This is a genomic window from Aliiroseovarius pelagivivens (assembly GCF_900302485.1).
Lineage (GTDB): Bacteria > Pseudomonadota > Alphaproteobacteria > Rhodobacterales > Rhodobacteraceae > Aliiroseovarius > Aliiroseovarius pelagivivens.
The window spans coordinates 159,799-186,394 of the sequence record NZ_OMOI01000002.1 but is presented as its reverse complement, the minus strand read 5'-3'; the positions used below and the strand labels follow the sequence as shown (position 1 = coordinate 186,394).

The 26,596-nt window shown below is 56.9% G+C and carries 21 protein-coding genes; 10 read left to right on the top strand and 11 right to left on the bottom strand.

Annotated features, from left to right (window positions below):
- Nucleotides 1-30 precede the first annotated feature (30 nt).
- Complete coding sequence (locus ALP8811_RS13100; RefSeq protein WP_181363773.1) at nt 31-1,188, bottom strand: acyl-CoA dehydrogenase family protein; 1,158 nt, start codon at nt 1,186-1,188, stop codon at nt 31-33.
- 216 nt (nt 1,189-1,404) lie between these two features.
- Here ALP8811_RS13100 and ALP8811_RS13095 point away from each other — a divergent pair, with 216 nt between their 5' ends.
- Nucleotides 1,405-3,528 (top strand): YjbH domain-containing protein, encoded by a 2,124-nt coding sequence (locus ALP8811_RS13095; protein WP_146184028.1) that lies wholly within the window; start codon nt 1,405-1,407, stop codon nt 3,526-3,528.
- Nucleotide 3,529: 1 nt separating this feature from the next.
- A complete protein-coding gene (locus ALP8811_RS13090) occupies nt 3,530-4,270 on the top strand; it encodes a YjbF family lipoprotein (protein WP_181363772.1) in 741 nt (246 codons plus the stop codon).
- A gap of 18 nt (nt 4,271-4,288) precedes the next feature.
- On the opposite strand, the gene ALP8811_RS13085 is transcribed toward ALP8811_RS13090, so the two are convergent.
- The 3 genes from ALP8811_RS13085 to ALP8811_RS16570 form a co-directional block, all read right to left on the bottom strand.
- Complete coding sequence (locus tag ALP8811_RS13085; RefSeq protein ID WP_108857707.1) at nt 4,289-5,719, bottom strand: mannose-1-phosphate guanylyltransferase/mannose-6-phosphate isomerase; 1,431 nt, start codon at nt 5,717-5,719, stop codon at nt 4,289-4,291.
- Nucleotides 5,720-5,859: 140 nt separating this feature from the next.
- On the bottom strand, nt 5,860-6,069 hold the full coding sequence (locus ALP8811_RS13080) for a hypothetical protein (protein ID WP_108857706.1): 210 nt from the start codon (nt 6,067-6,069) through the stop codon (nt 5,860-5,862).
- A 159-nt stretch (nt 6,070-6,228) separates the two neighbouring features.
- Nucleotides 6,229-6,819, bottom strand: coding sequence for a CAP domain-containing protein (locus ALP8811_RS16570; RefSeq protein ID WP_181363771.1), 591 nt, complete (start codon nt 6,817-6,819; stop codon nt 6,229-6,231).
- 217 nt (nt 6,820-7,036) lie between these two features.
- Here ALP8811_RS16570 and ALP8811_RS13070 point away from each other — a divergent pair, with 217 nt between their 5' ends.
- Both ALP8811_RS13070 and ALP8811_RS13065 read left to right on the top strand, forming a co-directional pair.
- Nucleotides 7,037-8,371, top strand: a complete 1,335-nt coding sequence (locus tag ALP8811_RS13070; RefSeq protein ID WP_108857704.1) for a UDP-glucose dehydrogenase family protein — start codon at nt 7,037-7,039, stop codon at nt 8,369-8,371.
- A gap of 52 nt (nt 8,372-8,423) precedes the next feature.
- Entirely contained in the window at nt 8,424-9,062 is a 639-nt protein-coding gene (locus ALP8811_RS13065; protein ID WP_245924663.1) for a sugar transferase, read from the top strand.
- Between the two features lie 18 nt (nt 9,063-9,080).
- Here ALP8811_RS13065 and ALP8811_RS13060 read toward each other — a convergent pair whose 3' ends face one another.
- The gene (locus ALP8811_RS13060) at nt 9,081-9,902 is read right to left on the bottom strand and encodes a DUF2793 domain-containing protein (RefSeq protein ID WP_108857702.1); all 822 of its coding nucleotides are present in this window, start codon (nt 9,900-9,902) and stop codon (nt 9,081-9,083) included.
- Nucleotides 9,903-10,011: 109 nt separating this feature from the next.
- Nucleotides 10,012-13,581 carry a calcium-binding protein gene (locus tag ALP8811_RS13055; protein WP_108857701.1) on the bottom strand — a complete coding sequence of 1,190 codons (3,570 nt, stop codon included), beginning with the start codon at nt 13,579-13,581 and terminating at the stop codon, nt 10,012-10,014.
- A 262-nt stretch (nt 13,582-13,843) separates the two neighbouring features.
- On the opposite strand from ALP8811_RS13055, the gene ALP8811_RS16510 reads away from it, so the two are divergent.
- The 3 genes from ALP8811_RS16510 to ALP8811_RS13040 all read left to right on the top strand — a co-directional run bounded on the left by ALP8811_RS16510 (nt 13,844) and on the right by ALP8811_RS13040 (nt 17,631).
- On the top strand, nt 13,844-15,217 hold the full coding sequence (locus ALP8811_RS16510; protein WP_108857700.1) for a M10 family metallopeptidase: 1,374 nt from the start codon (nt 13,844-13,846) through the stop codon (nt 15,215-15,217).
- 154 nt (nt 15,218-15,371) lie between these two features.
- Entirely contained in the window at nt 15,372-16,517 is a 1,146-nt protein-coding gene (gene glf / locus ALP8811_RS13045; protein ID WP_108857699.1) for a UDP-galactopyranose mutase, read from the top strand.
- A 10-nt stretch (nt 16,518-16,527) separates the two neighbouring features.
- Complete coding sequence (locus tag ALP8811_RS13040; protein WP_108857698.1) at nt 16,528-17,631, top strand: hypothetical protein; 1,104 nt, start codon at nt 16,528-16,530, stop codon at nt 17,629-17,631.
- An 8-nt stretch (nt 17,632-17,639) separates the two neighbouring features.
- Here ALP8811_RS13040 and ALP8811_RS13035 read toward each other — a convergent pair whose 3' ends face one another.
- Entirely contained in the window at nt 17,640-18,617 is a 978-nt protein-coding gene (locus tag ALP8811_RS13035; protein ID WP_108857697.1) for a glycosyltransferase, read from the bottom strand.
- Nucleotides 18,618-18,833: 216 nt separating this feature from the next.
- Between ALP8811_RS13035 and ALP8811_RS13030 the strand changes: the two genes are divergently transcribed.
- The 3 genes from ALP8811_RS13030 (at nt 18,834) to ALP8811_RS13020 (ending at nt 21,844) form a co-directional block, all read left to right on the top strand.
- Complete coding sequence (locus tag ALP8811_RS13030) at nt 18,834-19,790, top strand: NAD-dependent epimerase/dehydratase family protein (protein ID WP_108857696.1); 957 nt, start codon at nt 18,834-18,836, stop codon at nt 19,788-19,790.
- An 87-nt stretch (nt 19,791-19,877) separates the two neighbouring features.
- The gene (locus tag ALP8811_RS13025) at nt 19,878-21,035 is read left to right on the top strand and encodes an NAD-dependent epimerase/dehydratase family protein (RefSeq protein ID WP_108857695.1); all 1,158 of its coding nucleotides are present in this window, start codon (nt 19,878-19,880) and stop codon (nt 21,033-21,035) included.
- 68 nt (nt 21,036-21,103) lie between these two features.
- A complete protein-coding gene (locus tag ALP8811_RS13020; RefSeq protein ID WP_108857694.1) occupies nt 21,104-21,844 on the top strand; it encodes a phosphoadenylyl-sulfate reductase in 741 nt (246 codons plus the stop codon).
- Between the two features lie 6 nt (nt 21,845-21,850).
- On the opposite strand, the gene ALP8811_RS13015 is transcribed toward ALP8811_RS13020, so the two are convergent.
- From ALP8811_RS13015 to ALP8811_RS13000, 4 genes are read right to left on the bottom strand one after another with little or no spacing between them, the layout of a single operon-like run.
- Nucleotides 21,851-22,546 carry a sulfotransferase gene (locus tag ALP8811_RS13015; protein ID WP_108857693.1) on the bottom strand — a complete coding sequence of 232 codons (696 nt, stop codon included), beginning with the start codon at nt 22,544-22,546 and terminating at the stop codon, nt 21,851-21,853.
- Nucleotides 22,547-22,550: 4 nt separating this feature from the next.
- Nucleotides 22,551-24,380 (bottom strand): DUF4422 domain-containing protein, encoded by a 1,830-nt coding sequence (locus ALP8811_RS13010; protein WP_108857692.1) that lies wholly within the window; start codon nt 24,378-24,380, stop codon nt 22,551-22,553.
- 58 nt (nt 24,381-24,438) lie between these two features.
- Complete coding sequence (locus ALP8811_RS13005) at nt 24,439-25,377, bottom strand: hypothetical protein (protein WP_108857691.1); 939 nt, start codon at nt 25,375-25,377, stop codon at nt 24,439-24,441.
- 10 nt (nt 25,378-25,387) lie between these two features.
- Nucleotides 25,388-26,488 carry a hypothetical protein gene (locus ALP8811_RS13000; protein ID WP_108857690.1) on the bottom strand — a complete coding sequence of 367 codons (1,101 nt, stop codon included), beginning with the start codon at nt 26,486-26,488 and terminating at the stop codon, nt 25,388-25,390.
- Nucleotides 26,489-26,596: the final 108 nt, after the last annotated feature.

Genomic DNA, 26,596 nt, shown 5'->3' with positions numbered 1-26,596 from the left:
TGCCTGCATAAAGGTGAGGGGTAGCCCCGTTTACACATCAATCGACCGCGCGATCAATTCCTTCATGATCTCGTTGGTCCCGCCATAGATCATCTGCACCCGCGCATCCGCGTAAAGCCGCGCGATGGGGTACTCCATCATGTAGCCATAGCCGCCGAACAGCTGCAGGCATTCATGCATGATCTCGTTCTGGACCTCGGTGCCCCAGTATTTCGCCATCGAGGCCGTGGGCGCATCCAGCGTGCCCGCGATCAGCTGCGCGATGCAGTCATTGACGAAGCTACGCAGCACCTCGGCTTTGGTTTTACACTCGGCCAGCTTGAAGCGCGTGTTCTGGAAATCCATCACGCGCTGACCGAAGGCTTTGCGGTCCTGCGTATAGGCGATGGTCTGCTCCAACGCGAAATCAATCGCCCCAAGCGCTTGAATGGCGATCAGCAGACGTTCCCAAGGCAACTGGCGCATCAGTTGATAGAAGCCCTGACCCTCTTCCGAGCCGAGCAGGTTGGTCAGCGGCACCTTCACGTCTTCATAGAACAGTTCGGAGGTGTCATTGGCCTTCATGCCCAGCTTTTTCAGGTTCGTGCCGCGCTGGAAGCCCTCGCATTGATCCGGTTCAACCACGATCAGCGAGACACCTTTCGATCCGGCAGAAGGATCTGTTTTGCAGACCGTGATGATTAGATCCGCGGCCTGACCATTGGTGATGAAAATCTTCGAGCCGTTGATCTTGTACTGGTTCCCGTCCTTCTCGGCCCGTGTCTTGATCGCCTGAAGGTCGGACCCCGTGCCCGGCTCGGTCATCGCAATTGCGCCGACAATCTCGCCCGAAGCAAGCCCCGGCAGCCAGCGCGCCTTTTGTTCTTCGGTGCCATAGGCGGTGATGTAGTGGGTGACGATCGACTGAATGCCGTATCCCCAACCGCAATCACCGGTGCGTGTCTGTTCATAGATCACGACGCTTTCAAACCCCATGTCGCCACCTGCGCCGCCGTGCTCCTCTGGGATGGCACCGCCCATGATTCCCGCTTGTCCGGCCGTATGCCAAAATTCGCGGTCCACAATGCCCTGATCGACCCAGCGTTCGATGTTGGGGGAAAGCTCGTCCGCGAAGAAGCGGTTGGTCATGTCTGCGAACATGCGATGTTCGTCGCTGATCCAGCTGGCCGAGGGCGAAAACAGGCTCATGGGGGGGCTCCGATTTGACGTTGTTTTTCAAACTATAGGCCGCGGGAATTGCAATCGGACTGGTAACGTGACGTTACACGCGCTAAGCCGACGCAAGGGAACTTGTGCAATTGCGCGACAATTTTCCACAAACCGCTGAAGCGGATATGTTTTGCGTGCGTTAAAGGCGCGGATCACGTATTGAGATTGGAAAAAATACGTTAGACGGAGACCGCGGTGACTACTGCACGGGTGGATTTCATCAAATACGCAGCGCTTGGCCTGCTGGCGACTGCTGCAATGCCTGCTCAAGCGCAGGTCGGAACCGAAACCTCAAGCTATACGCTGTTCGGCACGCCGGGCCTGATCCTGATGCCGACGGGCGAAGTCGCGGCGGACAGTGAGCTGGCGTTCTCCTATTCGCAGTTCGGTCCGAACTCGAATGGTACGTTGACCTTCCAGATCCTGCCCCGTCTGTCGGGCAGTTTCCGCTATACGAAGCTTGATAACTTTTGGGCCAGCGGCCCGCTGCGTGGTCAGGACTTCTTCGATCGCAGTTTTGACCTGCAGTACCGAATTCTGAACGAATCGAAATATCTGCCGGCCGTCTCGGTCGGGATCCGCGATTTCATCGGCACCGGGATTTATTCCAGCGAATACGTTGTCGCGACCAAAAGCCTTGGCGACAAGTTGCGTGTGCACGGTGGTCTGGGGTGGGGGCGTCTGGCGTCTCACAACCCGATTGGCAATATCGGAGGCGACCGCCCGGATTGGGATGCGGGCAAAGGCGGCAATCTGAACTTCAATCAGTGGTTCCGCGGCGATTTCGCCCCATTTGCCGGTGTTAGCTACAAGGTAAATGACAAGCTGACCTTCAAGGCCGAGTACTCTTCGGATGCGTTCACCGTGGAAGAGCGTCGTGGCACGCTGGAGTACAATTCGCCCTTTAACTTTGGCATCGACTATGAGGTTTCTCCGGCACTTCACCTGAACGCCGCCTATGTAGGGGGCAGCATGTTCGGGGCCGGGTTGACCATCCGCTTGAACCCTCGCGCGCCTCAGGCACGCTCGGGCAACGAAAAGGCCCCGCTGCCTGTCAAGCCACGCCCGGCGCGTGCTGACTCGGCCGCTTGGGGTACCGACTGGGTGTCGACACCTGAAGATCAGGCCGGCATCCGCAAAGTCGTCGCCGATGCCCTTGGCAAAGAAGGCATCCAACTGAAAGCTCTGGCGCTGACCGCCACGCGGGCTGAGCTGAAGATCGACAACAAACGCTATAACTCGCAGCCGCAAGCCATCGGTCGCACCGTGCGTGTCCTGACCCATGCGCTGCCGGCATCGGTCGAGACCTTCAAGATCACGGTCACGCAGAACGGCATCCCGCTGTCGACGGTCACCATGCGCCGCAGCGATATCGAACGCTTGGAACACGCGCCGGCCTTCGACATCTACGAGCGCGTCACCATCGACGAGGCAACGCCGACCGCGGTTAAAAACGCGGAACTGCCAAATTACGACACGCGGTTCACATGGGCGGTGGCCCCCTATATGGCGATCAGTTTCTTTGACCCGTCCAGCCCGGTTCGGGGCGATTTCGGGCTGCGTCTGAGCGCGAAATACGAACTTGCACCGAATATCGTCCTGTCGGGTGCGATCCAGAAAAGCATCTGGGGCAACTTGGACGATGACGTGCATCGCGACACATCTGTCCTGCCACACGTACGGACCGATGGAGCGCTCTACGCCCAACAAGGCGACCCCGCGATCGAGCACCTGACCGCGTCGTGGTACGAACGCCCCGGCAAGAATCTTTATAGCCGCGTTACCGTTGGTTATCTGGAAAAGATGTTCGGCGGTGTGTCTGCCGAAGTGCTGTGGAAACCCGTGGACAGCCCGCTGGCCGTTGGGGCCGAGGTCGCATGGGTCAAGCAGCGTGACTATGATCAGCTTTTCGGCTTCCGCGACTATGACGTCGTAACCGGCCATGTCTCGGCCTATTACGATTTCGGCAATGGTTTCTCGACCCGCGTGGATGCGGGCCGCTATCTGGCCGGAGATTACGGCGCGACCTTCTCGGTTGACCGGACCTTTGCCAATGGCTGGAAGATCGGTGGCTATTTCACCAAGACCAACGTCTCGGCCGAAGATTTCGGCGAAGGCTCGTTCGACAAGGGGATCCGTATTTCGATCCCGTTCGAATGGGCGCTGGGCACCCCGTCGAAAAGCGAAAGCGCGGCCGAGCTGCGTTCGCTTGAACGTGACGGCGGCGCACGCCTGAATGTCGACGGCCGCCTGTTTGACTGGGTCGAAGACGGTCACGGCGATGCCTATGCAGGCCGCTGGGGCAAATTCTGGAGGTAACATGCTGGGACATTATCTGACAAAGCCGCTGCGCGCGGCAGGCTTAGCCTTGTGCGCTGTTGCGGGTCTGACTGCTTGCGGTTCCGACACACAAGAGATTGAGTTGTCCAAGGCAACCGCAGGGTTCTTTAAACAGGCGACTGGCAAGGTCACATCGAAAGCTTCGGGTGGCAAGTCCGGCGCGAAGGCCGCAACCGAGCAGCCCGCAGCTCCTGCTGATCCCAACGTGCTTGTTGCCAAGGCGCTGTCAGCCACCAAAGGCCCGATTGCCATCGTTGTTCGCCTGGACACCAATGCCGTACTGGCGATGAACCCGGTGGGCCGCAATGGCGACCACGTGACCTGGGGCAGCGCGCCGGGGCAGGGGATTACCTATCAGCGTGGGGTTATGTCCAACACGCGCGGTCTGGGCGAAGACTTGATGTCCTCGCGTATTGATGCAGCCGTCGCAGCGATCACCTCGCGCAGCGATGCAGACTATACCCGCAAGCATTATTATCTGGGCGATCTAGGGCAGACGACAGAATTGTCGCTGAATTGTTCGCTGCGTCGCGCGGGCACCGAAAAGGTTGCCGTGGGCGAAATCAATGCGAATGCCGTCATCCTGAAGGAAAGCTGCCGTAAGGATGAGATCTCTTTCACCAACATTTATTGGGTGGATGGTGCCGGTCGCGTGCTGAAATCCAGCCAATGGGTTGGTCAGCGTATCGGCAGCTTGGCTATTCAGAACCTGCGCCTGTAACCGGGAACCGCCTATGCGCTAGGTACGTGCATAGGCGTCTTCATAGCGCGTGATGTCGTCTTCCCCCAGATAGGCACCGGTCTGCACTTCAATCAGCACCACATCCTGCGAGCCGTTGTTCTCTAGCCTATGTTGTGCGCCCAGGGGAACGTAAACGGATTGGTTTGCGGGGACTTCGAAACTGTCCGGTCCGATGGACACCGTCGGGCAACCCTCGACCACCACCCAGTGTTCCGCCCGGCGCTCATGTGATTGCAGTGACAGCACCCCACCCGGATGCACAGTGATGATCTTCACCTGAAATCCCGGCCCGGCCACCAACTGCTCGAACCAGCCCCAAGGGCGATAGTCGCGCGGCATCGTATGGGCCTGCTTGTGGCCACGCTGGGCCAAGTCCTTGACCAGCGCCCCAATATCGGACGAGCGGCTTTTGTCGGCAACCAGAACCGCGTCCTTGGTGGCAACCGCAATCACATTCTCGAGCCCTAGCCCAACCAGCACCTGATCCGGATGCTCGGCCATAAGCAGAGACGACTGACAGTCTATGGCATGGCTGTCACCGAGGGTCACAGTCGCGTCCTTACCAGCGTTGTTCACGTCTTCGCGCCAGACGCTCTGCCAGCCCCCCAGATCTGACCAGCGCCCATCATACGGAACCACATGCAGGTCGTGCTGCTTCTCCATGATGGCGTAGTCAATTGACACGTCTGGCAGCGCAGACCAGTGATCGCGCGGCAATCGGGTGAAACCCAGATCCAGCTCTTTATCGGTCAGGGCTGCCCTCACTGGGGGCAGCATCGCAGGCGCATGGCTTTCGAAAGCGGCGACCATGTCGCGGGCGCGAAACAGAAAGATCCCGGCGTTCCACAGGTGACGTCCGCTTGCCAGCATCTGTGCGGCAGCGTCGACGTCAGGCTTTTCGGTGAAGCTTTTCAAGCGGACCGTTTCTTGATCTGCGGTGGGGGGGCTGGTCAATTCCAGATAGCCAAACCCAGTCTCGGGACGGTTAGGCGAAATGCCAAATGTCACCATATGACCGGCGTGGACAGCGCTTAGTCCCTTGGACACACAAGCGGCAAATTGCGCATGATCCGGCATCAGGTGGTCGGCCGGAGTGACCACGCAAACAGCGTCAGGATCTTTGGCGAGCGTCGCCAGTGTTGCGGCCAAAACTGCGGGTGCGGTGTTGCGTGAAATGGGTTCAAGCAGGATCTGCTCTGGCAGGCTTGCGATCTCTCCCATTTGCTCGACCACATGGAAGCGATAGCTATCGTTGGTCACGACGATTGGACGGTGGAATAGCGCACCCTGAAACCGTTTGATCGCATCTTGAAAAAGGCTGTCGTCGGCCCCCAGTTTTCTGAACTGCTTGGGATAGGATTGCCGAGAAATGGGCCAAAGCCGCGTTCCGATTCCGCCAGCTAGGATGATCGGAACGATCTTTTTCACGTCAGAGGTCTCCGGTCACATGATCTTAAGTCACAAAGCGGCCTGTGCACGCCTTGGTAGAATCATGTCCCCTCCAACGAAAAACGGCAAGCCCGAAGGCTTGCCGTTTCAACCGAAAGCTTCTTGCGAAGCAGTCAGTATTAGTCGTCCGACGACGAGTCCGAAGCAGCGATGATGCCTGCAACCAGGGCCAGGCCCAGCAGAGCTGCGCCGGTGTTGCCCAGCGAGCTTGCAGCTTCTTCAACTACTACGATTTCTTCTTCAACAACGGGATCGCTGTAGCCGCCAGCAAAAGCGGGGGCGGTCAGGGCGATCATGCCAGCAGCGGCGAGGGTCATGACTTTTTTCATGTTTCATACTCCATAATTAATTAGCGGGCATCGCTGATCTAGCGAGCCGTCCATGATTGTTTCGCACACAAGTGGCAGCATTGGAAGTCTGATTCTTGGATCGGCGTCTATATGCCGGCTAAGTTTTAGCCCCTGTGGCAGTGTTGCAATACCCAGTTATCAGCCAAGAAATATCTGGGTAAGGAAAACCGCACCACAATGCTGCGAGTTGGGGCGAATTCCGCCTCCAGCTCCAGTATGGCGCAGATTTCGGCGCAAGATGTTCTTTCGGTGCCCCGGTGACTCCATCCATTCACGCACCGCAAGCTTCGCCAGACTGCGATAGCTATGCCGCCCAATGGGCTCGCCTGCTGGGGTGGTGAACACGCACTTCCCCGACGACCGAATCAGAAAACGGCGCCCGTCGAGGTTGTACAGTCGCATGACGCCGATGTTTTCGGCGCCCGTCTTGAACCTCAGACCCGAAGACTTAAGCCGCCCGGTTAGGTTGCGGGAGGACCCGTTTGTGGCCTTGTGACTAAGCTTTCCGGACCGTGCCATCCACGCCGAGTGCTTGCTGGCTTGCTTGCGCAACCCACCGGCTGGCGTCAGTTTCGACAGGCCATGTTTACACCGATAAAAGTTCACTTGTGCCAGTATTGCTGCATCCAGGAGCGCTTGGTTTAACTGCTTGTGGGATATAGATTTCTCCTCACCCGACACGCGCTGAACCGAACATTTCGCTTGGGCGGCAGCAGGCGACAGAAACATGGCAAGGCATGCCGTCAACACGAAGGGCAACAAGGGGCGCAGCATTTCTGTCTCCGATCTGAGTGGTGGCTACCCGTATAACACGTAATTATTGAAGAAGTCATTGAGGAATGAGGGGCCTTTTCTGGGCAATTATATGGCGCTTTCCATTGACTTGACGCGGCGTTTCCCGCACCAAAGTTATACTGTATTTTTAAATGTATGAGAGAAAAGACCGATGAAAATCGCGATGATTGGAACGGGCTATGTTGGGCTCGTATCGGGGGTTTGTTTTTCTGATTTTGGACATGAAGTTGTTTGCGTCGACAAGGATCCGAATAAGATCCAGATGCTCGAAGCTGGCAAGGTTCCGATTTATGAGCCCGGACTAGAAGATTTGATGGCCAAGAACGTCCAGGCAGGGCGTTTAACCTTCACCGAGAATTTGAAAGACGCCGTAACAGACGCCGATGCTGTATTTATTGCTGTTGGAACGCCCACACGGCGCGGAGACGGACATGCAGACCTGACATACGTCTTTGCAGCCGCAGAAGAAATTGCTGATTCGCTGGACCATTATGCCGTGGTGGTCACGAAATCGACCGTGCCTGTCGGTACCAACCGCAGCGTCGCCGAGGTGATCGCCAAGACCAATCCGAGCTTGGAATTCGACGTGGCCTCCAACCCCGAGTTCCTGCGCGAAGGCGCCGCGATTGATGATTTCATGCGGCCAGACCGCGTGGTGGTCGGTGTCGAAAGCGATCGCGCCGAGCAGGTCATGGCTGATATCTATCGTCCGCTTTTCTTGCGTGATTTCCCGATCGTGACAACCGATTTGGAAAGCGCCGAGATGATCAAATACGCGGCCAATGCCTTCCTGGCGACCAAGATCACTTTCATGAACGAAATTGCCGCGCTTTGCGAACGTGTGGATGCGGATGTGAAGCAGGTGTCCAAGGGCATCGGGCTGGATGGGCGTATTGGCAACAAGTTCCTTCATGCCGGTCCCGGCTATGGTGGCAGCTGCTTCCCCAAAGATACCAAAGCGCTGGCCCGTATTGGTCAAGAAAACGGTATGGCAATGCAGATCACTGAAACCGTGATCAATGTGAACAACGACGCCAAGCGCCGGATGATCGACAAGGTGGTCGACATGTGTGGCGGGTCGGTTTCGGGCAAGACGATTGCTGTGCTGGGCGTCACCTTCAAGCCCAACACTGATGACATGCGTGATGCACCCAGCCTGACCATTGTTCCGGCCCTGATCGGAGGGGGGGCTACGGTGCGCGTGGTGGACCCTCAGGGCCTTGCAGAAGGCGAAGCACTTTTGCCGGGTGCACATTGGTTCGAAGATGCGTATAAGGCTGCCGAGAATGCGGATGCGGTTGTGCTGTTGACTGAATGGAACGAGTTCCGTGCGCTAGACCTGAAACGTCTGGCCGGTTGTATGGACACTGCGGCAATGGCCGATCTGCGTAATATCTATTCGCCATTGGATGCGAAGCGTGCGGGATTCGCGGCCTATTGTGCCGTTGGGCGACGCGGGTTCGGCACCGGAGAATGGCTTGACTGAGGCAACCTTCCAGAATTGGGAGGCGGCAGACAAGAAACGGAACGGGCGAAGTTTGAAACGACTTTTAGACATCGTGTTGGCACTTGTGCTTCTGGTGCCGGTAATCCCCGCGCTTGCGGTGCTTTATGTCGTGGTGCTGGTCAAGGATGGACGCCCGTTCATCTATCGCTCGCGCCGGAACACCAGCTTTGATCAGGAATTTGACCTGATGAAGATCCGAACCATGCGAACGGTGCCTGCGCACGAAAACGTGGGTATCACCGGGGGACACAAGAAAGGTCGTATCACCAAGCTGGGTCGGTACCTGCGCAACCACCGTCTGGATGAGCTTCCGCAACTGTGGAACGTACTGAAAGGCGAGATGAGCTTTGTTGGCCCGCGTCCGCCCGAACCACGCTATGTCGCCGCCTGCCCTGAGATCTATCAGCAGGTTCTGCTGGACCGTCCGGGCATCACCGGAATGGCCTCGATCATCTTCCATTCGCATGAAGAAAAGATGCTGGCGGAATGCAATTCCCAGCAGGAATCGGAAGACGTCTATGTGCGTCGCTGCATTCCGCGGAAGGCGCATCTGGACATGATCTATCACCGGAACAAGTCGCCGATGCTGGATATCTACGTGCTGTACCTGACAGCGGCGAAACTGTTGCCGCTGCCAGGGCGTCGCGCCGCCCGCATTCGCGGACAGTAAGCGCTTGGGCGCTGTCGCTTACAGCGCAGTGCCGTCCGCTATCTTCAGCCATGCCGTGCCATCGCTGTAGGCAAGCTGTGCGCCTCCGCTGGCGTCTGACACGAATGCGATCCCACCTGCGCCAATCGTCGCTGCAGCTGGCAGGTTGGCTGTCAGAACCGGGGCCAACTTCATCACCCCATCTACATCCAACTTAGCATCGGGGGTCTTGCCGATCCCTACATCTCCGCCGCCCGTGGCGACGATGGTGTTGTTCCAGACAGAGCCGTCTGCGCTGGTTTTGACCGAGAAGTCATCATTCCCCGCCAACCCCATTTCCGCGCGACCTGACCAGTTGTCCTGAAACAGAAGCGACCCAGTGTCGCCGCTGCTGGCTTTGTTGATCTTCAGTTGATGTGACGTGCCCGCATGGGTCAGAAGAGTGGCGTCCGAGGACACGGCGAGCCGGTTGGTGGCATCCGCGCTGGTGTTTACGCCGACAAGGTTCAGGTTGTTGGTATCGGGCGTGACCTCGCTCCAGATGCTGCCATCAAATCGCATCTGTGCCGCTGAGGCTGTGACGTCGGCGCGCCAGCCTTCCAGCGGGGTAAAGAACTGCCATGTGCCGTTCTCGAGCAGGGCGATGTTGTGATCCTGTCCGGCCCAGTCACCGGTTGCACCGCTGGCGACGATATGGCGGTCCCCATCCACTGCTGCGACGGGGGGCGCGGTGTCATCTGCGCTTTGGACCGTCAGTTGCACCAGCACATCCAGCAGCCGAAGTGCTTCATTGTGGGTGACGTGCTTCTGCGCTTGGGACGGCAGGATAAGGGGCAGGGACAGGACAGGTGACTGGCTCATGGGGCTCTCCGCAAAAAGGTCATTCCCGTCCGAGTGATTGGTGAAAATTGTTAATGCGCTGGCACTTAGGCGTACGTTGCTTCGTGCCAGCGTCCTAAAATGACGCACCCTAGTAGAAGTCGATATTGTCCTCTAGTTGTGACAGGCTGCTGACGCCTTTGACGATCAGCTTGTCCCCATCGCCAAAGTCAAACACGGCTTTATTGCCTTTGATGTCAGCGTATTTCAGGATCTTTTTCACCGACTTGCGCCCGCCTCCCCAAAGCTCGCTGTCAAATAGGAGTGTGTCTTTCTTGTGATTGAAGTCGCGGATGCGATCCACGCCGTCGTTGAACAGGAAAGTGTCCCGCCCGGTGCCGCCGTACATGACATCACGTCCAGCACCACCATCCAGCACATCGTTTCCACCGCCACCCCGCAGGGTGTCGCGCCCGGCGCTGCCACCAAGAGTGTCGCCTCCACTGTTGCCCGACAGTTGGTCATTGCCGCTTCCGCCGGTCAACTGGTCCGAGCCACCGCCGCCAAGCAATATGTCGTTGCCACCTGCCCCGGCCAGCGTGTCAGCGCCATTGTTTCCCTCGAATCTGTTGTTTGCCGCATTCCCAATCAGCCTGTCGTCATACCCCGTCCCCAACAGGTTTTCGACATTGGCAAACTGGTCGCCCGCCATGCTGCCATCGCCCGTTCCCGCTGTCAGATCCACTGTTGCGGCTGCAGTGTTGGCGCGCATGTCGACAACATCGACACCCGATGAGCCATCGAACAGATCGGCCCCGTCGCCTGCGATGAAACGGTCGTCCCCGCCTCCGCCGATCAACCTGTCATTCCCGGCGCCACCGTCGATCAGGTCACGTCCCCCGCCGCCTTCCAATACGTCGTCCGTTGCCGCACCCGTCAACGTATCGTTTCCGAAGCCCCCTGCAATTCCCTCAATGGAATCAAAGGTATCCAAAGCGGCCGCGCCGGTGCGCTCTCCGGTGGCGAAGTTGAAGACGAACCCTTCTGTTACATTGCTATAGTCAGCGATATCGATGCCGCCACCGCCATATAAGGTGTCAGCGCCGTCCCCTCCGATCAGCCGATCATCCCCGCTTTGCCCGTAAAGCAGATCATCGCCGGCATCGCCTTGGATGATGTCGTTTCCGGTGCCGCCCCAAATGCGGTCATCCCCGTTGCCTCCGACGACGGTATCATTTCCGCCATTTGCACGGATTGTGTCATCCCCGCCGTATCCGAACAGCGTTTCGGCGTCATCAGAGCCCCCCAGATTGTCATTGAAATCTGTCGCCAGAATAGACTCGATCGATGTGAACTGATCCCCAATCGCCCAGCCCGCCCGAAGCCCTGTCAACAGATCCAGAACCAAGGCAGATCCCAACGAGGTGTAATCAACGGTATCGAACCCGTCACCGCCGATGAACTGGTCTGCCCCCTCGCCACCGATCAGCGTGTCATTTCCGTTTCCGCCATCAAGAATGTCGTCTCCGTAGCCGCCGATCAGCGTATCATCACCGTCACCGCCCTCGAGGGTGTCGTCCCCATCGTTCCCGTACAGGGTGTCGTCATCCTCGTTTCCTAGAAGCTCGTCATTGCCATCCAGACCGCGCAAGGTGTCGGCACCATCGCCACCTGCCAGCCGGTTTTCCTCGTTGTTCCCAGTAATATCATCGGCATGGTTGCTTCCGATTACGCCTTCAATGCTAATCAACATATCTCCGTCTCCTCCGGTTCCGGTCAAAAGTGAAATTGTTATTCCTTGGGGGCTTAGGACGAAGCTCACGCTGTCCAGCCCTGCGCCGCCCTCCAATCGGTCTTGCCCGTCACCGCCGCACAAGATGTCGTCCCCGGCGCCTCCGATCAGATGGTTGTTTCCGGCATCTCCGACCAAGACGTCATCGAACTCGGACCCCATCAGGTTCTCAATCGAGTCAAACTGTTCGCCCCAAGCGGCTAGATCTGTTTCGCCGGTGTGAAGATTGACGAGGACACCGGTGTTGGCCGCCGCATAAGAGACGGTGTCGATCCCAGCGCCGCCGTAGAACAGATCGCCGCCACCCGACCACAGCAGGACGTCGTTACCCGCCATTCCATGCAACGTGTCAAAGCCCGCATTGCCTTCGATTGTGTCGTCAGCCGCGGTGCCGTTCACGGTCTCGGGGAAATAGTTGAAGCCGTTCGGCGGACGATCCAGCGTCAGTATGTCGCCTGTCTGAAAGTGAGAGGCGTCCAGCGCCCCACCGCCCGCGCGATAGACATGCAATACCTCGCCCTGATAGCTCAGGATCGCCCCCCAATTGGTCGAGGTGACCTGAAGCTGGCTGGCGTCGTACAGCATGTGATAGCCGCTGAGGTCCAGCTTATCCTGACCCGGATCGAAGTCTGTGATCGTGTCCAAGTTGCCGTCACTGCACAGGATGAAAAGGTCTGCCCCCGCTCCACCGGTCAATATGTCCGCGCCTGTGCCGTCGCTTAGAATGTCGCGGCCGCCTGCGCCTGTCAGAGTGTCGTCGCCATACCCGCCAAGGATGATGTCGCTGTCGCCTCCACCGCTTAGGATGTCGCCGGAAATTCCGCCTGTCAGCGTCACACCTGCCGGGTCTGGATCAATTGTGAAACGCGAGATCCCAACCTCGGTCTCGCTGGTGGCGAAAACCACGATCTGCCCAGCCACGACAGCGGCATCCAATGCCGAGACATTCTGAAGCGCAGTCGAATTCGTGTCCCAGACCGTGTCCAGATGCACCAGCACTCCGTCAGGCAATAGCGTGAACAGAGACAACCCGTCATCCGAACCGCCCGCAATGACATAAAGGCGTCCCTCATGTTCGACCGTCGTCAGTTCGGTAACATCCGAAAAGCGTGTGAACTTGTTGTCTATGATGTGATCAACCGGGATTAACGTGCCGGTCTGGGTCACTTCGAACACAGTCAGGGACGAACTGCCTGCGCTGGCCATGATGACGAAGTTTTGACTTCCGACCATTCCGGTCGCCAACTTGGTCGGTGTGCCAACCGGCAGCACCGTATCGGCCGAGTGTTCTGAAACCAGCGTCGGGATGCCGGCTGTATCCAGAAGATAGCTGGCGATCCCATCTCCGGAAGAAGACGCGGAAATCAGAACCTTATGTGTGCCAAAATCGACCGTCTCAAAATCGACAAGGTCCGGTTCATTCAGAAACCCTGATTGGCTATAATTTCCCTGCAATATGAATTCGTTATTGCCATTTATTGTGTAGTGGCAGAAACCCGTGCCCGTCATGCTGGCCGCGTAGACATGCGTGCTGCCGTTGATCGTAGTGGCGTGCAGGGCGGACAGCATTCCAACCCCGTTTGGGCCCCACTGATACGACACCGGGGCCGACAGTTCAGCGCCGGGTTCCAACGTTAGACCGGCAATGGCCCAATCGCTTTGACCGAAGGCCATCAGGACGGTAGCACCATTGTACGCGACGCTCTCTAGCACCGGGGTGGATGATGATACTGCCCCTCCACCTGTCCAGACCTGATCCGACAGCGTCAGCACGCCACCGGAGTCGACGGCATAGATCATAGATCCGTTTGCAGATGCACTGATTGACACAAGGCAGGCTTGGCCACCTTGCCAGACGATCCGAAGATCCGTGATCCCAAAACTGTATTGCTGGCCGGCACCAGAACTGGTGCCAGCGAAACTCAACATGGTCACCCCAACCACCCTCGATTTCACCCACGCGTTAAGAACGCCCTTCGAGTGTGTTAGATGCGGGTTAACGTCTGTTTATCTGTCGTCAGGAACTTGTTTAGGAATTGTGAGTAATTGAATCTTAGTGATTTCCTAACGGCTGCGCGCCAAATTGCCCAATTGATGGCGGTGCCGTGTCGTCATGTTGCCTTAATTCTTGTTTTGATTGTAGTTCCAGTTAAACCGGACGCCGAACAGGCAATAAGTGGAGACGCCAGTAATGACGATGGCTATGCATAGTACCAGCTTCCAATTCCCCCAGCAGGTATTTGCCGCACAACCCAAAGCCGCTGCGAAACCATACGGAGAGATCAGCGACTTTGTTAAACAGCTGACTGTGGATTTTGCGAACTTTTTCGGAGAGCCGGCAAACGCATCCTTTGATCTGCGCCCGGGGCGCGTCCTCACGTACAACGTTTCGAATCTTTCCAAGGCCGGAAAGTGGTTTGCGAAAAAAGCCTTGTCTGCATGGTCCGCAGCCACCGGAATTACTTTTACCAAGGCCAAAGCAAACAAAGCAGACATCAAGTTTGTCCAAGCGGATAAATCTGGGGCCTATGCGGTAACGAAGTTCAACTCGAGTGGCGACATTGTTAAGGCGAAGGTGAATATTCCCCAAAGCTGGTACAAGGGCGAGGCGTTCGAGCTTGGTAGCTATGGTTATCAGACATTTCTGCATGAAATTGGCCACGCTCTTGGGCTGGGGCATGCTGGTAACTATAACGGTACGGGTGGTTTTGCTGGGGACGCGCGGTTCTCGAATGACAGCTGGCAAATGACAGTGATGTCCTATTTCTCGCAAACTGAGAACCCGAACATTACCGGGTCTTTTGCTTATATCCTGACGCCGATGCCCGCCGATCTGGCCGCCATCCACAAGCTGTACGGTGTGCCCACTGGCGCGAAGCAGGTAAATACTGGGGACACCATCTGGGGCTTTGATTCAAACGCCAGCGGACCGGTAAAACTGTTTGCCGAAACCAAACCAGTGGGAGCCATAACCATCTTTGATCAAGGTGGCGTCGATACGCTGGACTTTTCCAAGACGAAAAAGGATCAGGTTATCGATCTCGATCCCGGGGCGTTTTCGAACGTGCTTGGCAAGACTAAGAACGTCCAGATTGAACTGAATACTTGGATCGAGAACGCCAAGACTGGCGGAGGCGAAGATGAGCTCTATGGCAACAGCCTAGACAACGTGCTGTCTGGTGGAAGCCAAGCGGATCTTCTGGTCGGCCGCGGAGGAAATGACACTCTGAATGGACAAAGCGGCAATGACATTCTGCAGGGTGGCGCGGGTAATGACATCCTGCGGGGTGGCAATCGCGATGACATCTTGACTGGCGGCGATGACGCCGATGTTTTTGTGTTCAATGCCGGGAATGACACGATCACCGACTTCGACAGCGTTGAAGGTGATACGATCGAAATCGACGCAAGCCTTGTGGCTGTCACCGATGCGACGCAACTTTTGACGAACAATGCCGCGATCGTAAACGGAAACACGGTCATCACCTTTAGCAACGGTGACACTCTGACCGTTGAGGGTGTTGTCACTGCTTTGGACCTCGTCGACGATATCTCGTTTATCTGATCCAATAGGATTTGGAAAAGGGGCTGGCCGCATGTCGTGGCCGGCCTCTTTGCTTTTTGCGAGTCGGCGAAATCGACCACCGCACACCCATTCCCGTTTGCCAAAAAAGCCGTGATGTGGAACAACGCCGGGGATATTTAGGTTGGAGATTGCGATGAACATCTTACTTGTCGGAGCAGGTCTGAGCGGCGCTGTCATTGGGCGCGAGCTGGCCGAAGACGGGCATCAGGTCACCATCGTAGAAAGCCGCGATCACATCGCAGGCAACTGCCACACCGAACGAGACGGCGAAACCGGGATCATGGTCCATGTCTATGGGCCGCATATCTTCCACACCGATGACGAACAGGTTTGGGATTATGTGAACCGTCACACCAATTTCCTACCGTTCAAGAACCGGGTGAAAACGACGTCGAAAGGCACTGTGTTTTCGCTGCCGATCAACTTGCATACAATCAACCAGTTCTTTGGCCGTTCCATGCGTCCCGACGAGGCGTTGGAGTTCATCACCAGCGAACAGGCCGACACCTCGATCGAGGATCCAAAGACGTTTGAAGAGCAAGCCCTGCGCTTTGTAGGCAAGGACCTGTATGAGGCGTTCTTCAAGGGTTACACGATCAAGCAGTGGGGTATGCAGCCGTCCGAGCTGCCCGCAAGCATCCTGAAGCGCCTGCCGGTGCGCTTCAACTACGATGACAACTATTTCTTCCACAAGTTTCAGGGCATGCCGGAAGAAGGCTATACCAAGATGGTCGAGAAGATCCTGGATCATCCCTCGATCACCGTCCACCTGAATACCCGTTTTACCCGCGATGAGGCGGGCCAGTATGACCACGTGTTCTATTCCGGTCCGCTGGATGGGTACTTTGATTTCGAGCTGGGTCGTCTGGGCTATCGCACGCTCGATTTTGAACGCTTCACCTATGATGGCGACTATCAGGGCTGTGCCGTGATGAACTATGGGGAAGAGGGTGTTCCCTTCACCCGCATCACCGAACACAAGTATTTCAGCCCGTGGGAAGAGCACGAAGGCTCGGTCTGCTATCGCGAATTCTCGCGCGCCTGTGGACCGGATGACATTCCGTATTACCCCATCCGTCAGGTCGATGAGAAAGCCCTGCTGGCAGATTATGTCGAGCTGGCCGAGACCACCAAGGACGTGACCTTTGTGGGCCGCCTGGGCACCTATCGCTATCTCGACATGGACGTCACCATCCGCGAAGCACTGGACACCGCTGACATGTTCCGCAAGTCCGTAGCCGACGGGACCGACATGCCAACTTTTGCCGTGGCACCGTAAGGATCGACACATGACAAAGCTGATCCTTCACGTTGGACTGGGAAAAACTGGAACAACTGCGTTTCAGGATGCCATGCGCGATGGCTATGACGCGCTGCTCGAGGCGGGCTTCATCTGCGCAGGGCCGCGGCTTAAATTCGCTGTCCCTGAAGAGGAAGAGCTTGAGGCGCAGTACCATGCGCGCGATCCAGAACTTCTGGCAGCGGCCCTTCAATCTCTTGAAAAAGCCGCGCTTTCTGCCCCCGATGTTTCGACCGTCGTTTGGTCAAACGAGGCCATCGGCATGGCCCCAAATTTGTCAGATGTCATTGATGTCATTGATCAGTTCATCAAGGACTCCAAGGCCTTTGATGCGGTCGAGATCGCAATTTGCTTCCGTCGACAGGACGATTGGGTCGAAAGCGCTTATCGCCAATGGGGATTGAAGCACAAGACAAGCGAAATGCGCGGGATCGAAGCGCCCGAAGCGTGGCTGGATCGCAGTTGGCACGCGTTGGACTATCTTGGTCAGTATCGCGCGTGGTCCAAGCTGGGGGGCGACCGTATTCGGATCATGACCTATGATGCGATGCGAAACGCAGGCGGAAGTGTGCCGTATTTGTACACTCAGTTCGGATTGCCGGTCGAGCTGATCCCGGCCGAGGCAGCGCATGAAAAGAACGTCTCTCTTGGCCCGGCGCAAAGCTATTTGAACGCCCTTCATAATGGCACCCATGAAGGCCCGGTACGTCCGGTCGAATTTGGTAAGGTGTTCGAGGCTTTCGACTTGCCCGAGCTGGACGACAAGAACAGCAGCTTCGTGTCGACTGAGCTGCGCCAGAAAGTTCTGGATCGCTGTGCTGCCGACAATGCCGAGTTGGCGAAGCTGGCCTTGGGGCGTGATGCGCTGTTTGGTGATTTCCCGGTGGGTGGTGGCGTGCTTTACGAAAGCGGCAATCAGGACGCCCTATTCTATCTCAGCCGTATCGTGGGCGAACAGCAGAAACTGATCGACGATCTTTCACATCAACTGACCAACGAGCACGCAAGACGCCTTCGCGATCTTGAGCGCCCGTTCTATCAGTTGCGCAAGCTGCGTCGGCGTCTCAGGGCTAAGTTCGGGTTGGACGATTAGATCCAGCCCTAATGCTTCGTCATTTCCAAAATTTCAGGGTGCGTCCGCGAGGTGTGGTGGCGCAGCCCGTCTGACACCGCTGCGCGGCGCAGAGCCTCATAGGCTGCTTTGTCGCTTCCATAGCGGTTGGCAGCCCGCTTCCATGACACCAGCAGCAAGGGCAGAAGCGCCCAGAAGAAAACACCGGCCGCGCGGCGATACATGATCAGACCGTTGCGATAGGCGTAATAGACTTTCCACAGCGGCTTGTAGGTCTTCTTTTCGTCCTTCTGGAAGGTCGAACAATCATGGACGAAGCGGACTGACGGATCGAAGTCGATCTTGAAGCCGCGTTTGCGCAGGCCCAGCGTATAGATCACGTCATCGCCATAGATGAACAGCCCCGGATCGGGCAGCCCCACCGTGTCCAACATCTTCTTCGAGATGAACAGCCCAACGAAAGACGTCAGGTCGATAGAGGTCGGTTCCTTGGCCTCATAGGCGCTGGGCGGGATGTGATAGCCGTCACGTCGTTTGATCAGTGTGCGCAGGAATGTACGGGGCGACCAAAACGGGTTTACCGACGGGCGGTTCATCTCGCAGATGCGACCATCGGGATAATAGACCGCCGCCGCGACAGCCGTGTCGTCCGGGCGTTCGCTTGCCATGAAACTGTCCAACATGCCCGGCTCGGGCCAGGCGTCGTCATCCATCACGACGTACCAATCGGCCTTGTGCTGGGTCAGGGCATGGCGCAGCCCTTGTTCGAACCCACCCGCGCCGCCGCGATTGGTGGCACTGGTCAGGATATCCAGCCGCGGATCATCTTGTGTGGCCAGCCAGTCCGCCGTCCCATCGGTGCTGGCATTGTTTACCACCACGATCGAGGCCAACCCGGCAGGCGAGTTCTTCAGCAGGTTCGACAGCGTCAGCTTCAGCTTGTCCAGTCGGTTAAATGTCACGACAACAGCAACCAAGTTGCCATTCTGGCCGGCATTATCGTGCATTTTCAAAACCTTGATCTTGTGTGGGCGCGCACGCCGTTCGCCGTGGGTTTTCCCCTTTATTTACAGGGCTTGTCAATGCTCTTCCCTCAGCTCCGATCGGCGCAAGGTGCCAAAGGGGAACAGTGGTTCGATTTGGCACCCCACGGTTTGACCTTTGGGGCAGGGGGCTTTAGGTGAACGGGCAACGAATACAGATATTTTACCGGGCAAACAGACATGAAAAATTCAACTTCACTGGTGCTGATCGGAGGCTTTGGCTTCGTGGGGCGCAACATTCTGGATGTGATCGCACAGGACGACCAGTTCGACGGTCTGGAGCCCATGGTGATCGACGATCTGTCCAACGCCGTTCCGGGGCACGAAGCCTTGGACCTGCCCAGTTTTGCAGGTGGCTATGAAGACGCTGGCGCGATTGAGTTTCTCAAGGCGCAGAAATCCGAAGACAACGGCCGCGTCTTCGTCTTTCTGGCCGGCGAGACCCGCGTGGCGGAATCGAAAGACCGCCCGCTGGACTTCATTGATGCAAACATCGCCAACCCGTCCAAATTCGTGATGGAGGCGGTCCAGCCCGGCGACCACTTCATTCTGATCTCGACCGCAGGTGCCCTGTTTGACGGTACGTTCGAAGTGCGCACCAGCTCGGCCTATTGCCCCAAGAACTTCTATGGCGCGACGAAAGCGGCAGAAGAGATGATCCTCGAGAAGCTCGTGGAACTGCGCGGTGGCTCGTTCTCGGTCATCCGGATGACCAACGTCTATGGCCGCTTCTCGGACAAGAAGAAAAGCGCCATCCACGCCTTCACCCGCGCCATCGTCGAAGGTGGCGAGGTGTTCATCAACGGTGACGGCGAGCAGTCGCGCGACTTCATCTATGCGGGTGATATCGGGCGTGGGATCGCGATGCAGGCCAAGCGCGTGCGCGACGGCGAGGCATATGATCGTGTGAACATGCTGGGCGCCGGTGTCTCGACCACCCTGATGGATGTGGTCGGTGCAATCGAGGCCGCCAGCGGGGACAAGCTGAACTATACCAAGATCCCAGCCGAAGACCTTCTGAAGACCGAACCACGCGACGTGATCGCCTCGGCCGAGGATGTGAAGGTGCTTCTTGGGGACCAGATTACCGATTTTGCCGACGGGATTCGTGAAACCTATACCTACTATTCGCGCTAGGCTGTCGCAGCTTCACGGATAGAGGTTTTCCTTTGATAGAAACGGGTCTATAGCTCGTTCCAACCTAATTATAGCGGGTAAAGAAACATGAAAGTAATCATTCTAGGTGGTGACGGATTCTGCGGCTGGCCGAACGCCCTGTACCTGTCCAACCGTGGCCATGATGTCATTATCGTCGACAACCTGTCGCGCCGTGAAATCGACATTGAGCTCGAAGTGGACAGCCTGACCCCGATCCGCCCGATCGGCGAACGTATCCGCGTCTGGAAAGAGCTGACCGGCAAGGATATTCAGTTCCACAACTTCACCGTGGGTGAGCACTATCACCGCCTGCTGACGCTGATCAAAGACGAAAAGCCGGATGCGATCATCCACTTCGCTGAACAGCGCGCTGCCCCCTATTCGATGAAATCTGCTGCGCACAAGCGCTATACGGTGTCGAACAACCTGAACGCCACCAACGACGTTCTGGCAGCTGTGGTTGAAAGCGGTCTGGATGTTCACCTGATCCACCTTGGCACCATGGGCGTCTACGGCTATGGCACCGCCGGCATGAAGATCCCTGAAGGTTACCTGAAGGTGAAGGTCGACACGCCAGAAGGCGAAACCGAGACCGAGATCCTGTACCCGACCAACCCGGGTTCGATCTATCACATGACGAAAAGCCAGGACCAACTGCTGTTCGCCTTCTACAACAAGAACGATGACGTGAAGGTCACCGACCTGCACCAGGGTATCGTTTGGGGCACCCAGACTGCCGAAACCAAGATGGACGAGCGTCTGATCAACCGTTTCGACTATGACGGCGACTATGGCACCGTACTGAACCGCTTCATCATGCAGGCGGCTGTGGATTATCCGATGACCGTGCACGGCACGGGTGGTCAGACCCGCGCCTTCATCCACATTCAGGACACCTGCCGCTGCATCGAGCTGGCACTGGAAAATCCGCCGCAAGCCGGCGAGCGTGTGAACATCCTGAACCAGATGACCGAAACGCACCGCGTCCGTGATCTGGCCAAGATGATCCACGACATGATGGGCGCCGAAATCGCCTATCTGGAAAACCCGCGCAACGAAGCAGCCGAAAACGAACTGCATGTTGCCAACGACCGCTTCCTGGGTCTGGGTCTTGAGCCGATCAAGCTGGAAGGTGGCTTGATGGACGAAGTCAAAGAGATCGCCGAGAAATACGCCGAACGCTGCGACACGACCAAGATCCCCTGCGTCTCGCTTTGGAAATAAAATAATCAGGGCCGCTGCCGAAAGGTGGCGGCCTTGTTTCTTGTCCTCCAGACACCAAAGGCAGGCACATGCACGCTCTGGAAACAAATGCACGCATCGAGCTGCGTGAAAAAGCGCAGGGTCTGACGGAAAGTTATGACCAGCTCCCTGCCGAAGATGTCCTGAAACACGCGATCAAGACGCTCTTTCCCGGACGGATTGGACTGGTGTCGTCCTTCGGGACTGAGGCCGCCGTGCTTTTGCATATGGTGTCACGCATTGATCCCTATGTGCCCGTGATCTTTCTTGAAACAGGCATGCACTTCCCCGAAACGCTCCAGTACCGCGAAGATCTGGTGTCACGGCTTGGTCTGTGCAACATCCAGACTGTCCGTCCGCGGCCTGCCAGCGTGAAGGCCGATGACCCGGATGGTATTCTGCACCAGTCAAACACCGATCTGTGCTGCCACGTACGCAAGACGCTGCCGATGCTGGCCGCTCTGCGCGGGCTGGATTGCTGGATTACCGGGCGCAAGCGTGGACAGGCTGCGACGCGGTCTGAGCTGGAGTTGTTCGAAACGCAGGACCGCTGGCTTAAGGTCAATCCGCTGCTGGACTGGACCGCTGATGATGTAACTGCCTATTTCAAGGCGCATGACCTGCCCGACCACCCGTTGAAAGAGCGGGGCTATCTGTCGGTGGGTTGCCTTCCCTGTACGCGCGCGGTGAAACCCGGTGAAGACGCCCGCGCCGGGCGCTGGGCGGACAGTGAAAAGACCGAATGCGGCATTCACTTTGTTGACGGTAAAATGGTCCGCGGCGGAAGCTAAGCCAGTTCAGCTCTTAGCTGCGTTGGTATGCGGGAACGCGTCCTTGGGCTCGTCCACACCATAGAACGTCGCCAGTGCCGAGTAGCTTTTCAGATCGCTCCACTGAAGCTCGACGCAATGATCCGGGAAGGTGTCGGCCAGTGCCAGAAACGCCTCGTGATGGCGCTTCCAAAATGCCAATCGGTTGGCGATACGTGCGTCCGGATCGGTCTTCCATAGACCTTGGTAGCGATAGATCTCGGGGTGCGATGTTTCCCATTTACGCACGCTTTCCAGCCAACCCTCGGGATCGCGGTTAACCCAGATGAATCGTGCCTCGGGGGCGATGATCTTGCGGATGAATGGATGCAGATGTGTGTGCCCCATTGGGGCATCGTGAAAGATGTCATAGCGCGCGGCTTTCGCCACAAGCGGCTTGAACTGCTCTAGCACCTTGTCTTTTTTTGCAGCCTCGAAGGCCCGGAAGTCGCGTGCGCCTGCAAGTTGCTTTCGATAGCGCCGTGCCGCAGGTTTGGTGGCTTTCAAAAGCGCGCCATCATGCTGCATTTCGCGGTGACCGACGCCCAAGGCAATCAGCGATTTCCCAACCGAGGTCGACCCCGTTTTATAGGGCGATGCAATGATGTGTACCGGCCCCTCGATCTGCGTCACCGAAGAGCTGCGCTGTAGGCGATTGCCAAGGGATTTCAGAACCGCCTTCATGCGACTACCGGATCTTGCGGATGGTATTATAGGTGATCAGAAGGGGGCGGTTCAGAGACGGATACTTCTGCCCGACGGCCTTCCCAGCTTCGACGATGCGTGTTTTGTCGAACAGCTTGCGACGGCTGGCAGCCTGAAGCGAGGCCATCACCTCGCCATAATAGGGCGTATTGATCAACGCCTGCCAATAGAGGCCCGATTGCGGTACGGCGACGCCATGCCATGGCTTATAGGCGCGGTCGGCATAGTGAATGATCCACGGGTCGCGACGCGCTTCCATCGCCTTGGCGTGGTTGGGCTTGGGCACTTTCGAATAGGCAGCGTCGACCGAGTTGAACACGTTCCAGCGTCCATCCAGAACATGCAGGTCATCCTTGAATGCCTTGTTCAGAATGTCTTGGTCGCGGAACAGGTAGCGCCCGTTCTGCGCTTCGTGCAGCAAGTGGCGGCCCAGTTCGTTCAGGTCACCCATTGCCTTGAGGTTGAACAGCAGAACGCCCGCGTTGAAATAGCGCGCAATCTGGTCGTCCGACATCTCTAACCGCTCGCGGTGATAGGCGGACAGGTCCGGCACGTCCGGGTCAATGGTCGGAATGGGGCCGGTCAGGGTGCGGGTCATGATCCAATCCGGCACCGCACCGATCTTGGCGTCGCCAATATCCGCGTCGTACAGCTTGCACACATCCGTTTTCAGGATGATGTCCACGTCCAGATACAGCAGGCGATCAAGCCCCGGCAGCAGGTTGAACAGCAGGAACCGGTTATAGGTCGCGTTCGATGGCGCACGGCTGGACGAGCGATAGCTGTCATCGAAATAATTGCCAGTGTCGATGGCGTGCAGCTGAATGTTTGCGCGCTGGGATTTCAACCAGCCGTCAAAAATCTCGATATCATCGAACTCGATGCCCGAATGCAGGAAGTACAGCGCGATGGGGCGCTTCGGGTCGGAATGTGCCAGCAACGAGCTCATCATAGCCGAGGCATGCGGCAGGTAGTTCCGGTCTGCCGCAATCGCGATGTTCATCACGTCGTCGGCGGGTTTGTCCTGTTGTGTCAGGTACGGCGTCACAACCGCCTTCGACAGGTTTACAATCGCAGTTTCGCGGATGCGTGTAGAGGGATTGGTTTGCTGTTCATGGATGACAAATGCTGTCATCAACCGCTCGGCCAGAAAGCCGATATAGCGGGATTGATAGGGGCTGTAGTTGCTCCGATCAATGGCCGCCGCATCCACCTTCAGCAGGATATCAAACAGCCAGGCGCAATACCGGTCAAAGACCTCGCGGCGCATCAATGCGATGTTGCCAAGGCGCATGTCGGTTGACGCCGACGCCGTGTTGAACGCGTCCAGATAGGTGGGGTGATCTGCGGCGATCACGTCGCGCATCTTGTCGAAGTCTTCCTTGTGGTGGCCAGCCAAATAGTTGTTCTCGACGCTGACGCCCATTTCATGAAGGCGCGGCAGAACGATGTCCCAGTTGTCCAGTTCGGCTTCCATCCACGCCTCGGCGCGGCCGGTCCAGCTGTCGATGTCTACTGCGCCGACATAGGCCTCTGCCGGGCCGTCGTTGATTTCGCCCGCGACATCCAGCAAGCGGCGATAGTGCATCAACCCGATGAAGTCGCTGTCACGGTCGTTTTTCCAGGCCCAGTACAGCGCTGTCAGCTCGCAAAAAGACCCGTTCTTGTCCGAGATGTTGTCGCCCGTGTTGTCCGCAAGCATACCCGACAGAGGAGCGCTGGCGAAGGTGGCTCCTACATGGATGGGCTTAATGCTTTTCGACGAAACTCGCGGCGATAGCTTGTGGTAGGCGGAGTAGAACGAGACTTTCATAATGCACCTTATCTGCGTCGCGCGATGTATAGTGTGACGTCGGTAGAGTTACAAGATTTCAAGGGGTCTGCGGGTCTGAATGCGCAGTAATCCACTGCTCAATTTCAGCGTCCGTGACAGTGTCATTTCCAACCTCAGGATAGCGGGACAGATCCATATCGAAATAGAACGGGGCCTCTTTGTCACCAAGTATTTCAGCCAAACGTCGGTTGCTGTCTTTGAAGTGACTTAGGAAGACTTCGGCCTGTGCGCGTGACGGGATCAGCTTGTCGGGGTCTTCAATCTTCTTGATTAGTCGGGCGACTTTGGGCCGTTCGACGCCCTTGGACCGTTGATACAGCCCGACCAAAAGCTGTTTGCGCGACAGGGGGGGATTTGCGTGCTCTCCCCACTCGGGCGTTGCAAGCCCAAGTAGGTGGAAGAAGTCATCCACCGTGTCCTGATTGAACAATGCGGACTTCTCGAATTTGCGAATGTGCAGATTGTCGTTCCCGAACGCATCGGCCCAGATTTTCAGCTTCTGATCATACTGAAAATAGCGATCGAAGTGCTGTTGATAGGTAGGCAGGGCTGACACCTGCAGGCCGTAAAACCCCTCTGCCGCGTTCCGCATAACGGCCTGCTTGCGATGCGAGATCGCCAAGGAATCCTGTCGACGCAGGTAAGCCACAATATGGATCTTGTCGAACTGTCGCTTCAGGACTCGGGCAAGCTTGCGCACTTGCCGAGGGTTGTGGATCCAGAAGAACATTTCGGACGATGCAATATAGCTGCCCTTGTCCGGGAAGGCCGCTTTTAACCCGCGAAAATCAACTGTGGTCTTAAGTGCCTTGCCTGCTCCTTTAACCCTAATCAGCTGATTGATGCTGGAGCTTTTGGGGCAGTGGGCATAGGTCAGGTCGCCAAGCAGATTGTGGGTTTGCGCATATAGCAGCGCACGTTGAAGCGATGATGTGCCGGTTTTGTGCGAACCGATGTGAAGCCAGAGCTGTCTCATCAACTTCCCTTCAGTTTTTGTGCAGCGCATCAATGCGTGCGGTGCGGAAGATCTTGGACCAATCGGTGTCGGTCGCGCTGATCATCATGTTGAACAGATCCCCCAGCGCATGAATGCGACGCAATTCGCTGGCCGGGAAGTGGTCCGCCGGATCGGTCGATGTGACCGACGGGCTGGCCTTTTTTATGGCGACATCCAGCGCGTTTTCCAGCAACGGCTCCCCGCCAAAGAACGCCGTGTCCACCGTGTGTGCATCTTCGGCATAGTGTTCTGCAATGCTCTGTGCCAGCTCGACATGCATCCGCAGCTTCTCGTCATTCGCAGTCGAAGGTTGGTGTCCCAGATGTCGGGCGACCTCGCGCCCGAATGTATGACGAGTCGTTTTCGGCTGATCGGAAATGCGCGATTGCAACGCCTTCAGAAGCATAAGGTCTTGCAAGCTCAGGGATTTGTTGTCGTCATCAAACGGGGTGATTTCGAAGTTTTCGGTTCCGAAGCCGTGGATGATGAAGTCGTCAAGCAACGACTCGTTTGTCAAAGCGCTGGGTATCATTGGGCGCAAGATGAACTGATCGCCAAAAGCATCGCGCCATGCTTGGAACCGCTTCGCGTAAAGCAGGCGGTCACCTTTGGCCATATTGTCGCAAAAAGCCTGCAGGCTTTTCTGGTTCCCACCAATTTTGGTCACCTCGGCATAGCCGGACAAAAGTCGTTCTGCATGGGGGCGTACATAAGAGATGACCTTCACCTCATCAAATGCCGATCCGGTGTAGTCGTCGATGAAACGTTTCAGCTGTGCAGGCGGAGTACGCTCCAGCATTTCGCCCGATATCAAACTGTATTTCGTCGATGCGGCCTTCAGATTCTGACCTAGTTTGGTCAGAATGGCGCGGCTGCGTGCATCGGTCTTCAGGCCCTTCCCCTTGTACCGGTCGTACAGGGCCGATGGCAGGAAGTTGTGATTCAGGCGATTTGGATAGCAGGGGGTTTCGCCCTCGATCTGGATGCAGCTTTTTGCAAAGGCATTCTGAATGGTTGTCGATCCAGTCTTGTGGTCGCCGATATGTATCAGCAGCATGCGGCCGGATGCCTTGCGTTTTCCGAAAATCATGCTCTGCCACTCTCCCGTGTCTTCACGTATCAAATGCCCTGTCACCCTTAGGACATAAAGGCCGTCGGGCAGCGAGCGAGAGATTGCATCTAACTGTGTTCAGTTCAA